The organism is Ralstonia sp. RRA (assembly GCF_037023145.1).
Classification (GTDB): domain Bacteria; phylum Pseudomonadota; class Gammaproteobacteria; order Burkholderiales; family Burkholderiaceae; genus Ralstonia.
This window is the reverse complement of sequence record NZ_CP146091.1, coordinates 307,608-323,906: the sequence shown is the minus strand read 5'-3', so window position 1 is coordinate 323,906 and position 16,299 is coordinate 307,608. Positions and strand designations below refer to the sequence as shown.

Sequence of the window (16,299 nt, the reverse complement as noted above, 5' to 3'; positions counted from 1 at the left end):
CTCACCATGAGCTCCGCACCCACCGAGCTGCGCGACTGCCCCGCGCCCGCCAAGCTCAATCTGTTCCTGCACGTGGTCGGCCGCCGGCCCGACGGCTATCACCTGCTGCAGACGGTCTTCCAACTCATCGACTGGTCCGACACGTTGCACTTCTCGCGACGCGCAGACGGCCGCCTCGCCCGCACCAGCGATGTGCCCGGCGTACCTGCCGATGAAGACCTCGTGATGCGCGCCGCACGCCTGCTGCAAGCGGAAACCGGCTGCACCTACGGCGCCGACATCGCCATCGAAAAACGCCTGCCGATGGGCGGTGGCATTGGTGGCGGCTCGTCCGACGCAGCCACCACGCTGCTCGCGCTCAACCACCTGTGGGGCCTCGATCTGCCGCGCACAAGGTTGATGGCGCTGGGCCTGAAGCTGGGCGCCGACGTGCCCTTCTTCGTGTTCGGCCAGAACGCGTTTGCCGAGGGCATCGGTGAAGAACTCACGCCCGTCACGCTGCCGCCAGCAGCGTTCGTGGTCATCCATCCACGCGTCCACGTACCCACCCCCGCAATTTTTTCCGATGAGGGGTTGACACGTAACACGCCACTCACCATAATTACGGACTTTCCTGACCAACAAATTGTTTTCGCTTACGGTCGCAACGATCTGCAAGCGGTGGCGGAAAGGAAATACGGCGAAATCGCCCGAGCACTTGCCTGGCTAAGACAGTTCAGCCCTCTGGCAAGAATGACCGGATCCGGCGCCTGCGTATTTGCTCCGTTCGATAACGTTGAGCATGCGCAAGCGGTGGCGGATCAGGTGCCTTCCGAGTGGGAAGGTCGATGTGCGGCAGGTCTGACGCATCATCCGCTCGCGAGATTTGCTGTGTAAGGTTTACAGTTATTGCTTCTGCAATGGAAGCAGTAACCGATCGGTTGTGTAGGGGCGTCGCCAAGCTGGTTAAGGCACCGGATTTTGATTCCGGCATGCGTAGGTTCGAATCCTTCCGCCCCTGCCATTTCTTCCTTATAGTTCCCAGCAATAGCCCGGTTGGTGTATCAGCCAGCCGGCGCGTCTGAAGTCGAAAAACAGGTGCCCCGATGAGCAGCGAAGGCTTGATGGTTTTTACCGGCAACGCCAACCCGAAACTCGCCGACGCTGTCGTCAAGCACCTGGGCATCCCGCTCGGCAAGGCCCTCGTCGGCCGCTTCTCCGATGGTGAAGTTCAGGTCGAGATCCAGGAAAACGTGCGCGGCAAGCACGTGTTCATCCTGCAATCCACCTGTGCCCCGACCAACGACAACCTGATGGAACTGATGGTGATGGTCGATGCGCTCAAGCGTGCATCCGCCCGCCGCATCACAGCTGCCATCCCCTACTTCGGCTATGCCCGCCAGGATCGCCGCCCGCGTTCAGCGCGTGTGGCCATCACGGCCAAGGTCGTGGCCAACATGCTGGAAGTCGCCGGCGTCGAGCGCGTGCTGACGATGGACCTCCACGCTGACCAGATTCAAGGCTTCTTCGATATCCCGGTCGACAACATCTACGCGTCGCCCGTTCTGCTCGAAGACCTGCGCAAGAAAAACTACAGCGACCTGCTGGTCGTGTCGCCGGACGTTGGCGGCGTGGTGCGCGCCCGTGCGCTCGCCAAGCAACTCAACACCGACCTCGCCATCATCGACAAGCGTCGTCCGAAGGCCAACGTGGCCGAGGTGATGAACATCATCGGTGAAGTCGAAGGCCGCAACTGCGTGATCATGGATGACATGATCGACACCGGCGGCACACTGTGCAAAGCCGCTCAGGTGCTGAAGGAGCGCGGTGCCAAACAAGTGTTCTCGTACTGCACGCACCCGGTGCTGTCGGGTGGCGCAGCCGCTCGCATCGCAGACTCGGCGCTCGACGAAGTGGTTGTGACCGACACCATCCCCCTGCGCGAAGACGCCATCAAGTGCGGCAAGATCCGCCAGCTCTCGACCGCCCCGCTGCTGGCTGAGACCTTCACCCGCATCGTACGCGGTGACTCGATCATGTCGCTGTTTGCCGAATAATTCAGCAACCGTACGGGTCCCTGTTATAATTCAAGGCTTTACCGCAGAAAACGTCGACTAGACGGCACTTCTGCGGTGTCTGCGGAGCGCAATATGGCGCCCCGTTCACCAGACGGCTTGGTCGCGAGTCGTCTTTTTCGTTTGGAGCAATCATGAAAGTTGTCGCTTTCGAGCGTAGCGTTCAGGGCACTGGTGCGAGCCGCCGCCTGCGCAACGCCGGCAAGACCCCGGGCATCATCTACGGCGGTGAAGCCGATCCGAAGATGATCGAACTCGATCACAACGCGCTGTACCACGCGCTGAAGAAGGAAGCCTTCCACTCGTCGATCCTCGACATCGAAGTGGCTGGCAAGGTGGAAAAGGCGCTGCTGCGTGACTTCCAACTGCACCCGTTCAAGCAACTGGTTCTGCACGTTGACTTCCAACGCGTGTCGGCCAAGGAAAAGATCCACGTCAAGGTGCCGCTGCACTTCCTGAACCAGGAAACCGCACCGGGCGTGAAGCTGGGCCACGGCATCGTGAACCACATCCTGAACGACGTTGAAGTGTCGTGCCTGCCGGCCGACCTGCCGGAGTTCATCGAAGTGGATCTGGGCGCGCTGGAAATCGGCCAGACCCTGCACATCTCCGATCTGAAGCTGCCGAAGGGCGTGACCATCCTCACCCACGGTGGCGATGAGAACCCGGCTGTGGCCAACATCAGCGTGCCGGCTGGCGAAAAGTCCGCTGCTGCTGAAGAAGGCGCTGCTGCCGCTGAAGGCGAAGACAAGCCGGCCGCCTAAGGTTGCCGCACCGTCGCGTCTTCGGGCGCGACACGAAAAAAGCCCGCCGAGCTGGTCTCGCCGGGCTTTTTTTCTGCCTGAGTTTCCGCGTCCATGCCGCCCCGTGCCCCTGCTGTGAATGCAGTGGGCGAAAGCGGCTATGCTTGTACGATCAAGGGGCGCTTCCCGCACCTCTTCCTAGACTCCATCGCATGATCAAACTCATCGTCGGGCTCGGCAATCCGGGCGCCGAATACGCAGCCACGCGGCACAATGCCGGCTTCTGGCTGGTCGACCAGCTCGCACGCATCGGCAACGTGACCCTGCGCAACGAAACACGCTTTCACGGCTATGCCGCACGCGCCAACCTGTGGGGCCACGAAGTGTGGCTGCTGCAACCGCAGACCTTCATGAACCGCTCGGGCCTGTCGACCGTGGCACTGGCGCGCTTCTACAAGGTGATGCCTGATGAGATCCTGGTGGCACACGACGAGTTGGATCTGCCCCCGGGTGCGGTCAAACTCAAGCTTGGCGGTGGCTCGGGCGGCCACAACGGCCTGAAGGACATTGCCGCACACCTGACCACGCAGCAGTTCTGGCGCCTGCGCCTCGGCATCGGCCATCCGCGCAACCTGCTGCCACCTGGCACAGCACCGTCCGGCCAGCATGACGTGGCCAACTTCGTGCTCAAGGCCCCGCGCAAGGAAGAACAGGATCTGATTGACCGCGCCATCGACCGCAGCCTGGACGCCCTGCCCGATCTGATTGCCGGCAATGCCGAGAAATCCATGATGCGCCTGCATACGGCAGGCTGATCTGCGCAACAAGGACATCACCATGCAACCGTTCGCTCCCCTCCTCTCACGCGCCGCCGCGCTGGCAGGCTTGGCGCTCGGCCTGCTGACGGTGATACCCGCACAGGCACAGGTCTATCGCTGTTCAGAGAATGGCCAGACGACCTACTCCGACCATCCGTGCGGCACGCGCTCGAAAGAGGTACCGCTGATCGACAACACGCCCACCGCCGCCGACCAGAAAGCCGCTCGGGAGCGCGCCTCCGCCGAGGCGGCCGAAGTACGTGAGATGGAAACCTCGCGTCGCAGAACGCAAGCCGCCGAGGACGCTCGCCAGGCGCAGATCGCCGCGCAGGCCGCTGAACAGGCACGCCGCGACCAGCGGCAGAAGGTGGTGGTGGCGCAGGAAGGCGTGCGCTACTGTCATCGCGTCTATTTGGGGCCGGTGCCGTACCCGATGCCCTATCCGACGCCGATGCCCGTGATCAGCCCGCCTGTCACGATCACGCCGGCGCCGGCCGCAGGTGCACTGCGTCAGCCGGGCAACGGCCCCAAGCCTTTTGTGCAGGCACCGGCTGCCCCCACTCCGGTGGTACCGCGCCCGCCGCGGTCGCATTTGCCGCACTATCGCATCGTCTGCGAGCCGGGGTATGCGTATGAAGGTCCGGAGGATCTGCTGCCGATTCAGTGAGCAGCACGCGAGTTCAGCACGCACCAATGAAAAGAGACGGCCTGAGCCGTCTCTTTTTTGCTTACGCTGCGCGCGGGGCGGAGGTGAGCTGGATGTACTTCTGCATCAACTGCTCCTGCGTCTCGGCGTGGGCCGGGTCCTTGGGGATGCAATCGACGGGGCACACCTGCTGGCACTGTGGCTCATCAAAGTGCCCGACGCACTCGGTACATTTGCCCGGGTCGATCACGTAGATCTCCGGGCCCATCGAAATGGCGTCGTTCGGGCACTCGGGCTCGCATACGTCGCAATTGATGCACTCATCGGTAATTATGAGCGCCATGATGCTTTCCTTGAAATGACCGGCGGGAGGGCTCCCGCCAAAGTGTCATTTTATTCCGATTTGTCAGCGGCATCTGTCTTGCCCGTTTTCTCCTTGAGCCATTTCTCGACCGAGGGGAACACGAACTTGCTGACGTCACCGCCCAAGATGGCGATCTCGCGCACGAAGGTGCCCGAGATGAACTGGTACTGGTCCGACGGCGTGAGGAACATGGTTTCCACATCCGGCAGCAGGTAGCGGTTCATGCCGGCCATCTGGAATTCATATTCGAAGTCCGACACGGCACGCAGGCCCCGCACGATCACGCGCGCGCCATTCTTGCGCACGAAATCCTTCAACAGGCCGGAAAACCCTTCGACCCGTACGTTCGGATAGTGACCGAGCACCTCACGGGCGATCTCGATGCGCTCTTCCAGCGCAAAGAACGGCCGCTTGTTCGGGCTCTGTGCCACCCCGACGATCAGCTCGTCGAAGATGTTGGATGCACGGCGGACGAGGTCTTCGTGGCCGCGCGTGAACGGATCGAAAGTGCCGGGATAAACCGCGATCACCATGGTTCCTCCACCAAGGGGAAAAGAGTATCCGCCAGCGCGGCGTGGGACATGGCCGCGCCAATCTGCGTTTGGACACCGTTGCGTTATCGAGCGCGGCAAGTCCCGAGCCTGCCGCCCGCACGTTCCGACTGACGTTTGGCGACCTCACAACCAGACTGCCGCGAGGTGCCGTCAGATGCTCATGCACCGGAACGAGCGGCGTAGTTTAACCTTTTTTGCGCAGCAGCAAATGCGCATGCACCGCACCGGCGCGCAAGTGCTTGTGCAGTGCCACATCGGCCGGCAGCGGAATGCCGGCCGATGCTTCCGTCGATTGTGAATCAGTACTCACATCCACCAAGGGCTGCGGCGCCTCTAGATAGATCACCCCGCCCGGCTTGACGACCCGGATAGCGGCCTCCAACGCCCGCAACGACCAATCCTGCGCAAACGGCGGGTCGATGAACACCGCGTCAAACGCCCCATCAGCCTGGCGGGTAAGCCATGCGAAGGCATCTCCCGAGACGATGTCGACCATGCGTGCATCGAGCTTGTCGCGTATGGCGTGCAACGCGCGCACGGCGGGCGCATGGTTTTCGACCAGCGTCACGTGCGCCGCGCCGCGCGAAGCCGCCTCGAGGCCCAGCGCGCCGGTGCCGGCAAAGAGGTCGGCGCAGCGCCAGCCCGTCAGGTCCTGGCCGAGCCAGTTGAAGACGGTTTCGCGGACGCGGTCGCTGGTCGGGCGCAGGCCGTCGGCGTCAACCACCGGCAGCGGCGTGCGCTTGTATTGCCCGCCGATAATGCGCACCTGCTGTGGCGCGCGTACATGCGACGTGGCGGTCTTGGCCTTGGGGCCTTTGGAGCTGGAGGTACGAGGTGCCATGGGCGCGATTGTAGTGCCACCGCAAACAAAAACCGGCGGGGATACCGCCGGTTTTTTTGGATGAAGGCGCGGTGCGTCAGTTCGCGGCGGCTTTCTCAGGACCACCCACCACGATCGTCGCCATGGTCTGCGGCTGCAGCACGCGCTGGAACGCCGTGCGCACCTGGTCGCGCGAGACAGCTGCAATGCGCTGCGTCCACGTATCCAGGTAGTCGAGCGGCAGGTTGTACCAGCCGATGTTGGCCACGTTGTCCAGCAGCTTGCGGTTGCTGTCCAGGCGTAGCGGGAAGCCGTTGACGAGATTGTCCTTGGCGGCCTTGAGCTCCACGTCGGTGGGGCCATCGGCGACGAACTTGGCAACGGTGTCACGCACCACGGTCAGCGCTTGCTCGGTCTGGTCCTTGCGCGTCTGCAGCGCCAGCTCGAAGGGGCCAGGCTGCGCGGCGGGCGCGAAGTAGCTGCCGATGCTGTAGGTCAGGCCGCGCTTCTCGCGCACCTCGTTGGTCAGGCGCGCGCTGAAGCCGCCACCGCCCAGCACGTAGTTGCCGACCAGCAGCGGGAAGTAATCCTTGTCGCCACGTGCGATGCCGGGTTGCCCGATGATGATGGTGGCTTGCTGCGCCGGGTGCGGAATGCGGATCGTCTCGGCCTTCGCCAACGGCATCTTCACGTCGGGCAGCGCGGGCGGCGTGGCGCCGTCGGCAGGCAGCCCCTGCGTGATCTGCACGGCAATGGCCTCAGCTTCCTGGCGGCTGATCGCGCCGATCAGCGTCACCACCGCGCGCTTGGCCGTGTAGTTGGCCTGGTAGTAGCGCACGATGTCGTCGCGCGTGATGCTCTCCACCGATTCCGGCGAGGCCGTCTGCCCGTACGGATGCGTACCGTAGATGGTCGTGCCGAACGCGCGCTCGGCCAGCACGCCTGGCTTGGTCAGCGATTCACGGATGGACGCCACCAGGCGCTGCTTGTCGCGCGCGAGCACAGCGTCAGGAAAGGTCGGTGCGGAGACGATCTGCGTCATCAGGGCGATGGCCGGGCCGCGCTCAGCCGGGTCGGACAGCGTGCGCAGGCGCAGGCTGGTGCGATCTCCGCCCGCGCCGCCGCCAAAGCTTGCGCCTACGTCAGCAAAGGCATCGGCAATCGCCGCCTCATCGCGTGCCGGCGCGTTGGTCTGCGCGGCCACGCCCTTGTCGAGCATGCCGGCCGTGAGCGATGCGAGGCCAACCTTGGCCGCCGGCTCATAGCGCGAACCGGCATCCACGTCGAGGTTGATGTCGAGCATCGGGATCGACGGGCTCGGCACGAAGAACACGCGTGCACCGGTGGGGGCCGTCCAGTGTTCGATGGGCAACGCAGCCAGCGCGCCTTGCGCCGCCGTTGCAACGATGGCGACCAGTGCCGTCTTCAGGGTCAGGGACATCCGTCGTGTAATGGGGTGCATCAACGCAGCCCTCCTTCTTCGCGCATGCCGGGAACAGGCTTACGCGCCGGTTTGTTGGGATCGATCGGTTGCGGCAGCAGCGTGGCCACGACGAGGTTGTCTTCACTGAAATACGTCTTGGCAACCTGCTGGATCTGCGCCGACGTGACCGCTTTGATCTTCTCAAGCTGGCGATCGATCGAGCGCCACGACAGACCGCTCATCTCGGTCATGCCGATCTCCATGCCCTGGCCGAACACCGAGTCGCGCTTGTAGATCTGGCCAGCCACGACCTGCGCCTTGACGCGCTTGAGCTCAGCATCGGTCACGCCTTCCTTGGCAATGCGATCGATCTGCGCGCGCAGGGCCTGTTCGATCTCGGCGGTGGTATGACCATCAGCCGGCGTGCCATCCATCAGGAAGATCGACGGGCCGCGGTTCAGGCCGTCGTAGCCGGCATTCACGTCATCAGCGATGCGCTTGTCACCCTTGACGAGCAGGTTTGGCAGACGCGCGTTGTCATAGCCGTCCAGCACGGCAGACAGCACTTCGAGCGCATACGGGTCGACGTCTTTCTCCACATCTCGGAGCGCCGGCACCTTGTAAGCCAGCACCACGTACGGGTTCTCGGCCGGGGCCTTCACCCAGATACGCTTAACGCCAATCTGCTTGGGCTCTTCCTGCGCATAGCGGCGCGGCAGCGCGTGCGGCTTGAGCTTGCCGTAGGTGCGCTCTGCAAGGCGGAAAGCCTCGTCCGGGTTCACATCCCCCGTCACGATCACCGTGACGTTATTGGGCGTGTACCAGGCGTGGTACCAGTCCTGCGCGTCTTGCACGGTCATCGTGTCGAGATCGCCCGGCCAGCCGATGGTCGGGTTGCGATACGGCGCGGCGTTGAACAGCGTGGCGAGCATCTGCTCGTAGACGGTCGAGCGGGCGGAGTCGTCGATGCGCATGCGGCGCTCTTCCTTCACCACGTTCATCTCCGGTTTGAACTCCTTGTCGGTGAGCTGGAGATTGGCCATGCGATCGGCCTCGAGCTTCATCACATCGCCCAGGTGCGACTTCTCGATCTGCTGGTAGTACATCGTGAAGTCGCGCGTGGTCATGGCGTTCTCGCGGCCACCCAGGGCGGCCACACGGCGCGAGAACTCGCCGGGGCCGACCGCCTTGGTGCCCTTGAACATCATGTGCTCGAGCATGTGGGCCACGCCGGTGGTGCCGTTGTGCTCATCAATGCTGCCGGCGCGATACCAGACCATGTGGGCCACGGTGGGCGCGCGGTGGTCTTCCTTGACGATCAGACGCAGGCCGTTGGGCAGCTTGTATTCGTGCGTGTCGGACTGGCTAGCACCAACTTTAGCGCCGGCAACAGCGGCAGCCGGGCGCACCGGTGCAGCCGCCAGTTCCTGCGCACCAACAGGGCCGGCCAACAGGCCCGCCGCCAGGGCGATTCCTGAGACCATCGCGGCCAATTGCCTAGCACCCGGGCGGGTCCGGCTTGAGACGTTTCGCATGGAAGAGCGCATAAGGGCCGTCTGATAAAATTCGACGCTTGATTCTAACGGCGAATAGACTGCCTCTTACGATGTTTAGTTTCTGGAAGAAGCGCAAGGCAGAGCCGCAGCCGGCCGCCGAACCTACGCCCGCAGCGGCACCCGAAGCCATTCCGGCGCCTGCGCCTGTGCCTGCCCCGGCCGCCCCCACACCTGCGGCGACACCCGACACCTCGACCGCAGCCCTCACTCGGGACGCCAGCGCCGCCACGCCAACGCCACCCGCAGCGGAAGAAAGCCGCCCGGGCTGGTTGTCGCGCCTGGGCTTTGGCGGAGGCGCTACGCCCGAGCCTGTCGCCCCCGAAGCGCCAGCGTCCACGCCCGCCCTTGAACCCGCTGCGATTGCCGCACCAGCGGCAGCCGAGGCAGCGGTTCCGGCACCAGCCCCGCCCACTGCAGCACCCACGTCGGTTGCCGTACCGGATGCGCCTGCCGAGCCCGCCACGCTCGACATGCAGGCCGATGACATCGAAACGGTGCCGACCCCGCCCGTCATCGAACAGGCTCGCAAGGGCTGGATGTCGCGCCTGCGCTCAGGCCTGTCGAAGACGAGCAAGAACCTGACGACGCTGTTCGTTGGCGTGAAGGTGGACGAGGCGCTGTTCGAAGAGCTCGAAACCGCGCTGCTGATGGCCGATGCCGGTGTCGACGCCACCGAATACCTGCTGGGCGAACTGCGCCGCCGCATCAAGGCCGAGCGCATCGAAACCGCCGAAGGCGTAAAGACCGCACTGCGAGACCTGCTGGTCGAGCTGCTGCACCCGCTGGAAAAGACCATGGTGCTCGGCCGCGAGCAGCCGATGGTGATCATGATTGCGGGCGTGAACGGCGCCGGCAAGACCACCAGCATCGGCAAGCTGTGCAAGCACTTCCAGACCTACGGCCAATCGGTGCTGCTGGCTGCGGGCGATACGTTCCGCGCCGCCGCGCGCGAGCAGCTCGTGGTCTGGGGCCAGCGCAACAACGTCACGGTGGTGGCCCAGGAATCGGGCGACCCGGCTGCCGTGATCTACGACGCGGTGAACGCAGCGCGCGCACGCGGCATCGACATCGTCATGGCCGACACCGCCGGCCGCCTGCCAACGCAACTGCACCTGATGGAAGAGCTCAAGAAGGTGCGCCGCGTAACGGCCAAGGCCATGGCCACGGCACCGCACGAAACGCTGCTGGTGATCGACGGCAACACCGGTCAGAACGCCCTGGCGCAAGTGAAGGCGTTTGACGAAGCGCTGGGCCTCACGGGCCTGATCGTCACCAAGCTGGATGGCACCGCCAAGGGCGGCATCCTGGCTGCGATTGCGCGGCAGCGGCCGGTGCCGGTGTACTTCATCGGCGTGGGGGAGCAGGTGGAAGATCTGCAGCCGTTCTCCGCACGCGAATTCGCTGACGCCCTGCTGGGCTGATCGGCAATCCCGGCGTCGCCATGACGCCGGGACTCACTTCAATTACGCTGCCGCATCCGGCTGCGCCGCAGGCGCCGCCCGCTGAAACGCTTCCTGCGCCATGCAGTGCTCAAAAATGCGGGCCAGCGTCGGATACTCCTCCACCACCACATCAAAACGCTTGCCGTTGAACACCTGCGGCACGAGGCACACGTCCGCCAGCGTCGGCGTGTCGCCCACGCAGTAGGCACCCGTGAGCGGCGACTGTGACAGCCGCGTCTCCAGCGCCGCGAACCCCAGCTTCACCCAGTGGCGATACCAGTCGTTGCGCGCTTCCTCTTCCACGTTGAACGTGTTCTTGAGGTACTTCAGCACGCGCGGGTTGTTGAGCGGATGGATCTCGCACGCGATCGCCAGCGCAATCGCGCGGATGTGTGCGCGGTTGCTGGGCGTGCCCGGCAGCAGCGTGGGCTCGGGGTGCGTCTCTTCCAGGTACTCGACAATCGCCAGCGACTGGTTCAGCACGTCGGCGCCATCGCACAGCACGGGCACGAGCGCATCGGGGTTCAGCTTGACGAAGTCGGGCGCCAGTTGCTCGCCCTTGAGCAGGTGCACCGGCGCGTAGTCATACGGCAGGCCCTTGATCTCCAGCGCGATGCGCACACGGAACGACGCCGAGCTGCGGAAGTAGTTGTAAAGCTTGATCGACATGGCTTGCGGCTCTCTGCTTAGATGACCTTCACGTGCAGTTCGCCCACACCGTCGATCTTGCCGACCATAAGGTCACCGACCACCACCGGGCCGACACCTTCGGGCGTGCCGGTATAGATCAGATCGCCGGGGCGCAGCTCGAACAGGCGCGAGAGGTACGCAATGGTTTCCGGCACCGACCAGATCAGGTCCGACAGATCACCGCGCTGGTGTTCCTTGCCATTGACCGACAGCGTGATCGCGCCCTTGTCCGGATGGCCGACATCCTTCACGGGGACGATCGGGCCGATGGGTGCCGAGCCGTCGAAGGCCTTGCCGGTTTCCCATGGGCGGCCACCCTTCTTGGCGGCGTTCTGCAAGTCGCGGCGCGTCATGTCCAGGCCGATGGCGTAGCCGTAGATGTGGTTGGCTGCGGTTTCCACGGCGATGTCGCGGCCGCCCGTGCCGATGGCGACCACGAGTTCGATCTCGTAGTGGCAATCCTTCGTCTCGGTGGGATAGACGAACTGGCCGGTCTCGCCGTCGGGGATGTAGCGCACGGCATCGGCCGGCTTGCAGAAGAAGAACGGCGGTTCGCGGTCGGGGTCGGAACCCATCTCGCGGGCATGGGCGGCGTAGTTGCGGCCGACGCAATACACGCGGCGCACCGGAAACTGGCCTTGCCCGCCACGCACGGGAATGCCGTTGACGGCGGGCGGGGTGACGACAAATTCGGTCATGCAGGTCTCCTGGAAATTCGCTTGAATAAACAGACGGGGGACACGGCCACCGCCCCCCGGCGACCGAGCTGCGAGCATACACCCGCACTGGGTCGGCGCGGTTCTTGCATGAGTGGCGTGCACCCTGCCCCACTTTGCACCATGCAAGCGAAACCGCCCACCCCACCTGCCTCGCCCGCCGCGCCTCACCCGGCCGCGCCGATGCGCGTGCTGCTGGTGCGTGATCCGTTGGATGCCGAGCAGATCAACCTGGAGCTGATCCGTGCGGGCTTGGCCGAAGCCGGCTTCATCGACGTGGGCCTGGCCGACGCCGACCTCACCCTGCCCGACCGCATCGCGCAGGCACAGCCCGACATGGTGATCGTTGCGTCCGAGTCGGCCGCGCGGGACACCATCGAGCACGTCTGCGTGGCCACCCAGCACGCGCCGCGCCCGATCGTGCTGTTCACCGACAACGACGACGCGGCGCGCATCAAATCGGCGTTCGCTGCGGGCATCACGGCCTACATCGTCGACGGCATCAAGCCCACGCGCGTCAAGGCCGTGCTGGACGTGGCCTATGCGCGCTTCGAGCACGAGCGCGAACTGCGCGCCGAACTGGATACCGCCAAGACCCAGCTGGCCGAGCGCAAGGTGCTGGAGCGCGCCAAGGGCCTACTGATGAAGCAGATGAACCTGTCGGAAGACGAGGCCTTCAAGCGCCTGCGCAAGATGGCGATGGACCGCAATATCAAGCTGGTCGAAGCCGCCCAGCGGGTGATTGACGTGATGGCAGGCTAGGCCGACGCGGCGCCGCCCAGTTTTGGTGCACCGCACAAGTCCGGCGCCGGAAACGCACCAGCCTCGCGCCACACCCCACCTGCGGCGCTCACCCACATCTCCAGACGGTTTGGCCGTTCCTGCCCTTGATGGCGCCTTGAATTTTCGTAAGCGGGCGGAAAAAAGGCGGGGAACTGTCTGAGCGCAGCGAGTTTTCCCCGCCTCCGCCCGGTTACGCAAATTCAAGGAGTCTTTCGCCATCTCGGGCGCGCCTTTCTTTGCTTACCTTTCTTTGGCAAGACAAAGAAAGTAAGTCGGCCCCGGCAGGGGACGAAACAAGAGATGCACCAACACCGCTGGCATACCCCTTGCAAGTGTCGCTGCGAGCCGATGCCAACGTGGGTATCGGCGCGAGACAACGGCGTCTCGATGCACGGCAAACGCGCTCCCCATCATGGAGGGACGTGGCCGCGCATCGGGGCGCTTTTTCTTTGGAGCCATGGATGGCCGCGCCAGACAAGACTGACCCCGTCGTCAACCCGATCAATCCGAAGCGCCGCAGCGTCATCAAGGCCGCGGCAACCATTGCAGGAGGGAGTGCCGTGGCATTGATCGATCCGCTGGTGCGTGCTGGTGCCTGGGCCGCTGGCTCCGATGCGCCTGAGAAGGCCGAGCTGAAGGTCGGCTTCATCCCGCTGACCGACTGCGCGTCGGTGGTGATGGCATCCACCCTGGGCATCGACAAGAAGTACGGCATCAAGATCACGCCGTCGAAAGAGGCCTCGTGGGCAGGCGTACGCGACAAGCTGGTGTCGGGCGACTTGGATGCGGCGCACGTGCTCTACGGGCTGATCTACGGCGTGCAGCTCGGCATTGGCGGGCCGAAGAAAGACATGGCCGTGCTGATGACGCTCAACAACAACGGCCAGGCCATCACGCTGTCGAACAAGCTCAAGGAAGCGGGCGTCAAAGACGGCGCATCGCTCAAGGCCGTGATGGCGAAGGACAAACGCGAGTACGTGTTTGCGCAGACCTTCCCGACCGGCACGCACGCGATGTGGCTGTACTACTGGCTTGCCGCGCACGGCATCCATCCGCTGCAGGACGCGAAGGCCATCACCGTGCCGCCGCCGCAGATGGTGGCCAACATGCGCGTGGGCAACATGGATGGCTACTGCGTGGGCGAGCCGTGGGGCGCCCGTGCGATTGCCGACAACATCGGCTTTACCGCCGAGACGACACAGGCCATCTGGAAGGACCACCCGGAGAAGGTGCTCGGCACCACGGCGGAGTTCGTGCAGAAGTATCCGAACACCGCACGCGCGCTGACGGCTGCGGTGCTGGAGGCGGGCAAGTTTATCGATGCCTCGGCGTCGAACCGCCGCAAGACGGCCGAGACCATCGCCGCCAAGTCCTACGTCAACACCGACATGGACATCATCCTGGACCGCATGCTCGGCCGTTACACGAACGGCATCGGCAAGACGTGGGACGACCCGGACCCGATGCGCTTCTATCACGATGGCGCGGTCAACTTTCCGTACCTGTCGGACGGCATGTGGTTCCTCACACAGCAGAAGCGCTGGGGGCTGTTGAAGACGCATCCGGATTACGCGGCGGTCGCCAAGCAGGTCAACCGCATCGACATCTTCAAGCAGGCCGCAGCCGCCACCGGCACCCCCTTGCCGAAGAACGACATGCGCACGGCCAAGCTGATCGATGGCGTGGTGTGGGATGCGAAGAACCCGGCTGCGTATGCGGACGGCTTCAAGATCAAAGCCTGACGCTTCCACCGTCCTCTCCGAACCTCTGATTGCGGTCCCTCACGCCGATGGAGCCCGACATGAACACGCTCGTCAAACCGTTGTCCGGCGTGCAGTCCGACGCCGCTATCCCCACACGTCGCATCGCGTTGCGCGAGTGGTGTGTTGCCGCGGTGGTGCGCAGCTTTCCGCCGGTGCTGGGCCTGGTGATCTTCGTGCTGGCGTGGCAGGGCATCGCCACGGCCATCCCCGCGCTGCCGACACCGGCTGTCACGTGGAAGGCTGCAGTCGCGCTCTTCGCCGATCCGTTCTATCGCAATGGCCCGAATGACCAGGGCGTGGGCTGGAACGTGCTGGCGTCGCTGGCGCGGGTGGGCGCGGGCTTTGGGATGGCCGCCATCATCGGCATTCCGGCAGGCTTCCTCATCGGGCGCTTTGCGTTTCTGAATGCGATGGCCTCGCCCATCATCAGCCTGCTGCGGCCGGTGTCGCCGCTGGCGTGGCTGCCGATCGGGCTGCTGCTGTTCAAGTCGGCCAATCCGGCGGCCGTCTGGGCGATCTTCATCTGCTCGATCTGGCCGATGGTCATCAATACCGCCGTGGGCGTGACGCGCGTGCCGCAGGATTACCTGAACGTGGCGCGCGTGCTGAACCTGTCGGAGTGGAAGGTGTTCACGCGCGTGTTGTTTCCGGCGGTGCTGCCGTACATGCTGACGGGCGTGCGGTTGTCGATCGGCACGGCGTGGCTTGTGATCGTGGCGGCAGAGATGCTGACTGGCGGGGTCGGCATCGGCTTCTGGCTGTGGGATGAGTGGAACAACCTGAAGGTCGAGCACATCGTCATCGCCATCTTTGTGATTGGCGTGGTGGGCTTGCTGCTGGAGCACGCGCTGCTGGCGATTGCGCGGCGGTTCTCGTACGACGCGGTTTGAAGGGGGCGACCATGAGCGAAAAATTCCTGCGCATTGAAAACGTCGGGCAGACGTTCAAGACCAAGAGCGGGCCGTTCGTTGCCCTGCGTGATATCGACCTGACGGTGGCACGCGGTGAATGCATTGCGTTGATCGGGCACTCAGGCTGCGGTAAATCGACGTTGCTGAATCTGATTGCCGGGCTGACGCGGCCGACCACGGGTGGGTTGATCCTGGCGGAGCGCGAGATTGCGGGGCCGGGGCCGGATCGGGCGGTGGTGTTTCAGAACCATTCGCTGCTACCGTGGCTCACGTGCTTTGACAACGTGTATCTCGCGGTGGAGCGGGTGTTTGGCAAGACGGAGACGAAGGTGCAGTTGCGTGAGCGCACGCATGCTGCGCTGGCACTGGTGGGGCTGACGCATGCCGAGCAGAAGCATCCGCATGAAATTTCTGGAGGGATGAAGCAGCGGGTGGGGATTGCGCGGGCGCTTTCCATGGAGCCAAAGGTGCTGCTGATGGATGAACCCTTCGGCGCACTGGACGCGCTCACGCGGGCGCATCTGCAGGATGAGTTACTGAAGATCGTGGCGTCCACCGGCAGCACAGTGGTGATGGTCACGCACGATGTGGATGAGGCGGTGCTGCTGGCGGATCGCATCGTCATGATGACGAATGGGCCGGCGGCGACGATTGGCGAAGTGTTGACGGTGGATTTGCCACGACCGCGGGATCGGATGGCGTTGGCGGAGGATCCGACTTATCACGCCTGTCGGACGGCTGTTTTGGATTTCTTGTATCGGAAGCAGCGGCATCCGGTGGCGGAAGCGGCTTGAGTTTTTTGTGTTTGGTTTTCGGTTTTGATGTTGGTGGCTTGCCGCCCTTTCGCCCCCTGCCGGGGCCGACTCACTTTCTTTGTCTTGCCAAAGAAAGTAAGCAAAGAAAGGCGCGCCCAAGATGGCGACTTCCCCTTGGATTTTTGTCGCGGGGAGGGAGGGGAGGCAAACTCGCTGCGCTCAGACAGCCTCCCCTCTTTTTCCTCCCCGCAACAAAAATCC

Annotated in this window: 17 protein-coding genes and 1 tRNA gene; 11 read left to right on the top strand and 7 right to left on the bottom strand. The window is 64.1% G+C overall.

Annotated elements, in window-relative coordinates; translation table 11 throughout:
* Window positions 1-6: 6 nt before the first annotated feature.
* The 6 genes from ispE (at window position 7) to V6657_RS01600 (ending at window position 4,282) form a co-directional block, all read left to right on the top strand.
* On the top strand, window positions 7-876 hold the full coding sequence (gene ispE, locus V6657_RS01625) for a 4-(cytidine 5'-diphospho)-2-C-methyl-D-erythritol kinase (protein ID WP_048933918.1): 870 nt from the start codon (window positions 7-9) through the stop codon (window positions 874-876).
* A gap of 50 nt (window positions 877-926) precedes the next feature.
* A tRNA-Gln gene (locus V6657_RS01620) sits at window positions 927-1,003 on the top strand.
* Window positions 1,004-1,085: 82 nt separating this feature from the next.
* Window positions 1,086-2,036, top strand: coding sequence for a ribose-phosphate pyrophosphokinase (locus V6657_RS01615; protein ID WP_048933917.1), 951 nt, complete (start codon window positions 1,086-1,088; stop codon window positions 2,034-2,036).
* Window positions 2,037-2,188: 152 nt separating this feature from the next.
* Window positions 2,189-2,818 carry a 50S ribosomal protein L25/general stress protein Ctc gene (locus V6657_RS01610; protein ID WP_048933916.1) on the top strand — a complete coding sequence of 210 codons (630 nt, stop codon included), beginning with the start codon at window positions 2,189-2,191 and terminating at the stop codon, window positions 2,816-2,818.
* A 191-nt stretch (window positions 2,819-3,009) separates the two neighbouring features.
* Entirely contained in the window at window positions 3,010-3,612 is a 603-nt protein-coding gene (pth, locus tag V6657_RS01605; protein ID WP_048933915.1) for an aminoacyl-tRNA hydrolase, read from the top strand.
* A 22-nt stretch (window positions 3,613-3,634) separates the two neighbouring features.
* On the top strand, window positions 3,635-4,282 hold the full coding sequence (locus tag V6657_RS01600) for a DUF4124 domain-containing protein (protein WP_048933914.1): 648 nt from the start codon (window positions 3,635-3,637) through the stop codon (window positions 4,280-4,282).
* Window positions 4,283-4,343: 61 nt separating this feature from the next.
* Here V6657_RS01600 and V6657_RS01595 read toward each other — a convergent pair whose 3' ends face one another.
* The 5 genes from V6657_RS01595 to V6657_RS01575 all read right to left on the bottom strand — a co-directional run bounded on the left by V6657_RS01595 (window position 4,344) and on the right by V6657_RS01575 (window position 8,969).
* On the bottom strand, window positions 4,344-4,604 hold the full coding sequence (locus tag V6657_RS01595) for a YfhL family 4Fe-4S dicluster ferredoxin (RefSeq protein ID WP_048933913.1): 261 nt from the start codon (window positions 4,602-4,604) through the stop codon (window positions 4,344-4,346).
* Window positions 4,605-4,654: 50 nt separating this feature from the next.
* Window positions 4,655-5,158 carry a pantetheine-phosphate adenylyltransferase gene (gene coaD, locus V6657_RS01590; RefSeq protein ID WP_048933912.1) on the bottom strand — a complete coding sequence of 168 codons (504 nt, stop codon included), beginning with the start codon at window positions 5,156-5,158 and terminating at the stop codon, window positions 4,655-4,657.
* Between the two features lie 205 nt (window positions 5,159-5,363).
* Window positions 5,364-6,020 (bottom strand): 16S rRNA (guanine(966)-N(2))-methyltransferase RsmD, encoded by a 657-nt coding sequence (gene rsmD / locus V6657_RS01585; RefSeq protein WP_048933911.1) that lies wholly within the window; start codon window positions 6,018-6,020, stop codon window positions 5,364-5,366.
* Window positions 6,021-6,096: 76 nt separating this feature from the next.
* The gene (locus V6657_RS01580) at window positions 6,097-7,440 is read right to left on the bottom strand and encodes a pitrilysin family protein (RefSeq protein ID WP_048933910.1); all 1,344 of its coding nucleotides are present in this window, start codon (window positions 7,438-7,440) and stop codon (window positions 6,097-6,099) included.
* 20 nt (window positions 7,441-7,460) lie between these two features.
* The gene (locus V6657_RS01575) at window positions 7,461-8,969 is read right to left on the bottom strand and encodes a pitrilysin family protein (protein ID WP_048933909.1); all 1,509 of its coding nucleotides are present in this window, start codon (window positions 8,967-8,969) and stop codon (window positions 7,461-7,463) included.
* Between the two features lie 59 nt (window positions 8,970-9,028).
* On the opposite strand from V6657_RS01575, the gene ftsY reads away from it, so the two are divergent.
* A complete protein-coding gene (gene ftsY / locus V6657_RS01570; protein ID WP_048933908.1) occupies window positions 9,029-10,399 on the top strand; it encodes a signal recognition particle-docking protein FtsY in 1,371 nt (456 codons plus the stop codon).
* A 42-nt stretch (window positions 10,400-10,441) separates the two neighbouring features.
* On the opposite strand, the gene maiA is transcribed toward ftsY, so the two are convergent.
* Both maiA and V6657_RS01560 read right to left on the bottom strand, forming a co-directional pair.
* On the bottom strand, window positions 10,442-11,089 hold the full coding sequence (gene maiA / locus V6657_RS01565) for a maleylacetoacetate isomerase (protein ID WP_048933907.1): 648 nt from the start codon (window positions 11,087-11,089) through the stop codon (window positions 10,442-10,444).
* Between the two features lie 17 nt (window positions 11,090-11,106).
* The gene (locus V6657_RS01560; protein WP_048933906.1) at window positions 11,107-11,808 is read right to left on the bottom strand and encodes a fumarylacetoacetate hydrolase family protein; all 702 of its coding nucleotides are present in this window, start codon (window positions 11,806-11,808) and stop codon (window positions 11,107-11,109) included.
* Window positions 11,809-11,949: 141 nt separating this feature from the next.
* Here V6657_RS01560 and V6657_RS01555 point away from each other — a divergent pair, with 141 nt between their 5' ends.
* The 4 genes from V6657_RS01555 (at window position 11,950) to V6657_RS01540 (ending at window position 16,077) form a co-directional block, all read left to right on the top strand.
* Entirely contained in the window at window positions 11,950-12,588 is a 639-nt protein-coding gene (locus V6657_RS01555) for an ANTAR domain-containing protein (protein WP_048933905.1), read from the top strand.
* Between the two features lie 482 nt (window positions 12,589-13,070).
* The gene (locus tag V6657_RS01550; RefSeq protein WP_048933904.1) at window positions 13,071-14,351 is read left to right on the top strand and encodes a CmpA/NrtA family ABC transporter substrate-binding protein; all 1,281 of its coding nucleotides are present in this window, start codon (window positions 13,071-13,073) and stop codon (window positions 14,349-14,351) included.
* A gap of 59 nt (window positions 14,352-14,410) precedes the next feature.
* Window positions 14,411-15,262 (top strand): nitrate ABC transporter permease, encoded by an 852-nt coding sequence (ntrB, locus tag V6657_RS01545; protein WP_048933903.1) that lies wholly within the window; start codon window positions 14,411-14,413, stop codon window positions 15,260-15,262.
* Between the two features lie 11 nt (window positions 15,263-15,273).
* Complete coding sequence (locus V6657_RS01540; protein ID WP_048933902.1) at window positions 15,274-16,077, top strand: ABC transporter ATP-binding protein; 804 nt, start codon at window positions 15,274-15,276, stop codon at window positions 16,075-16,077.
* Window positions 16,078-16,299 lie beyond the last annotated feature (222 nt).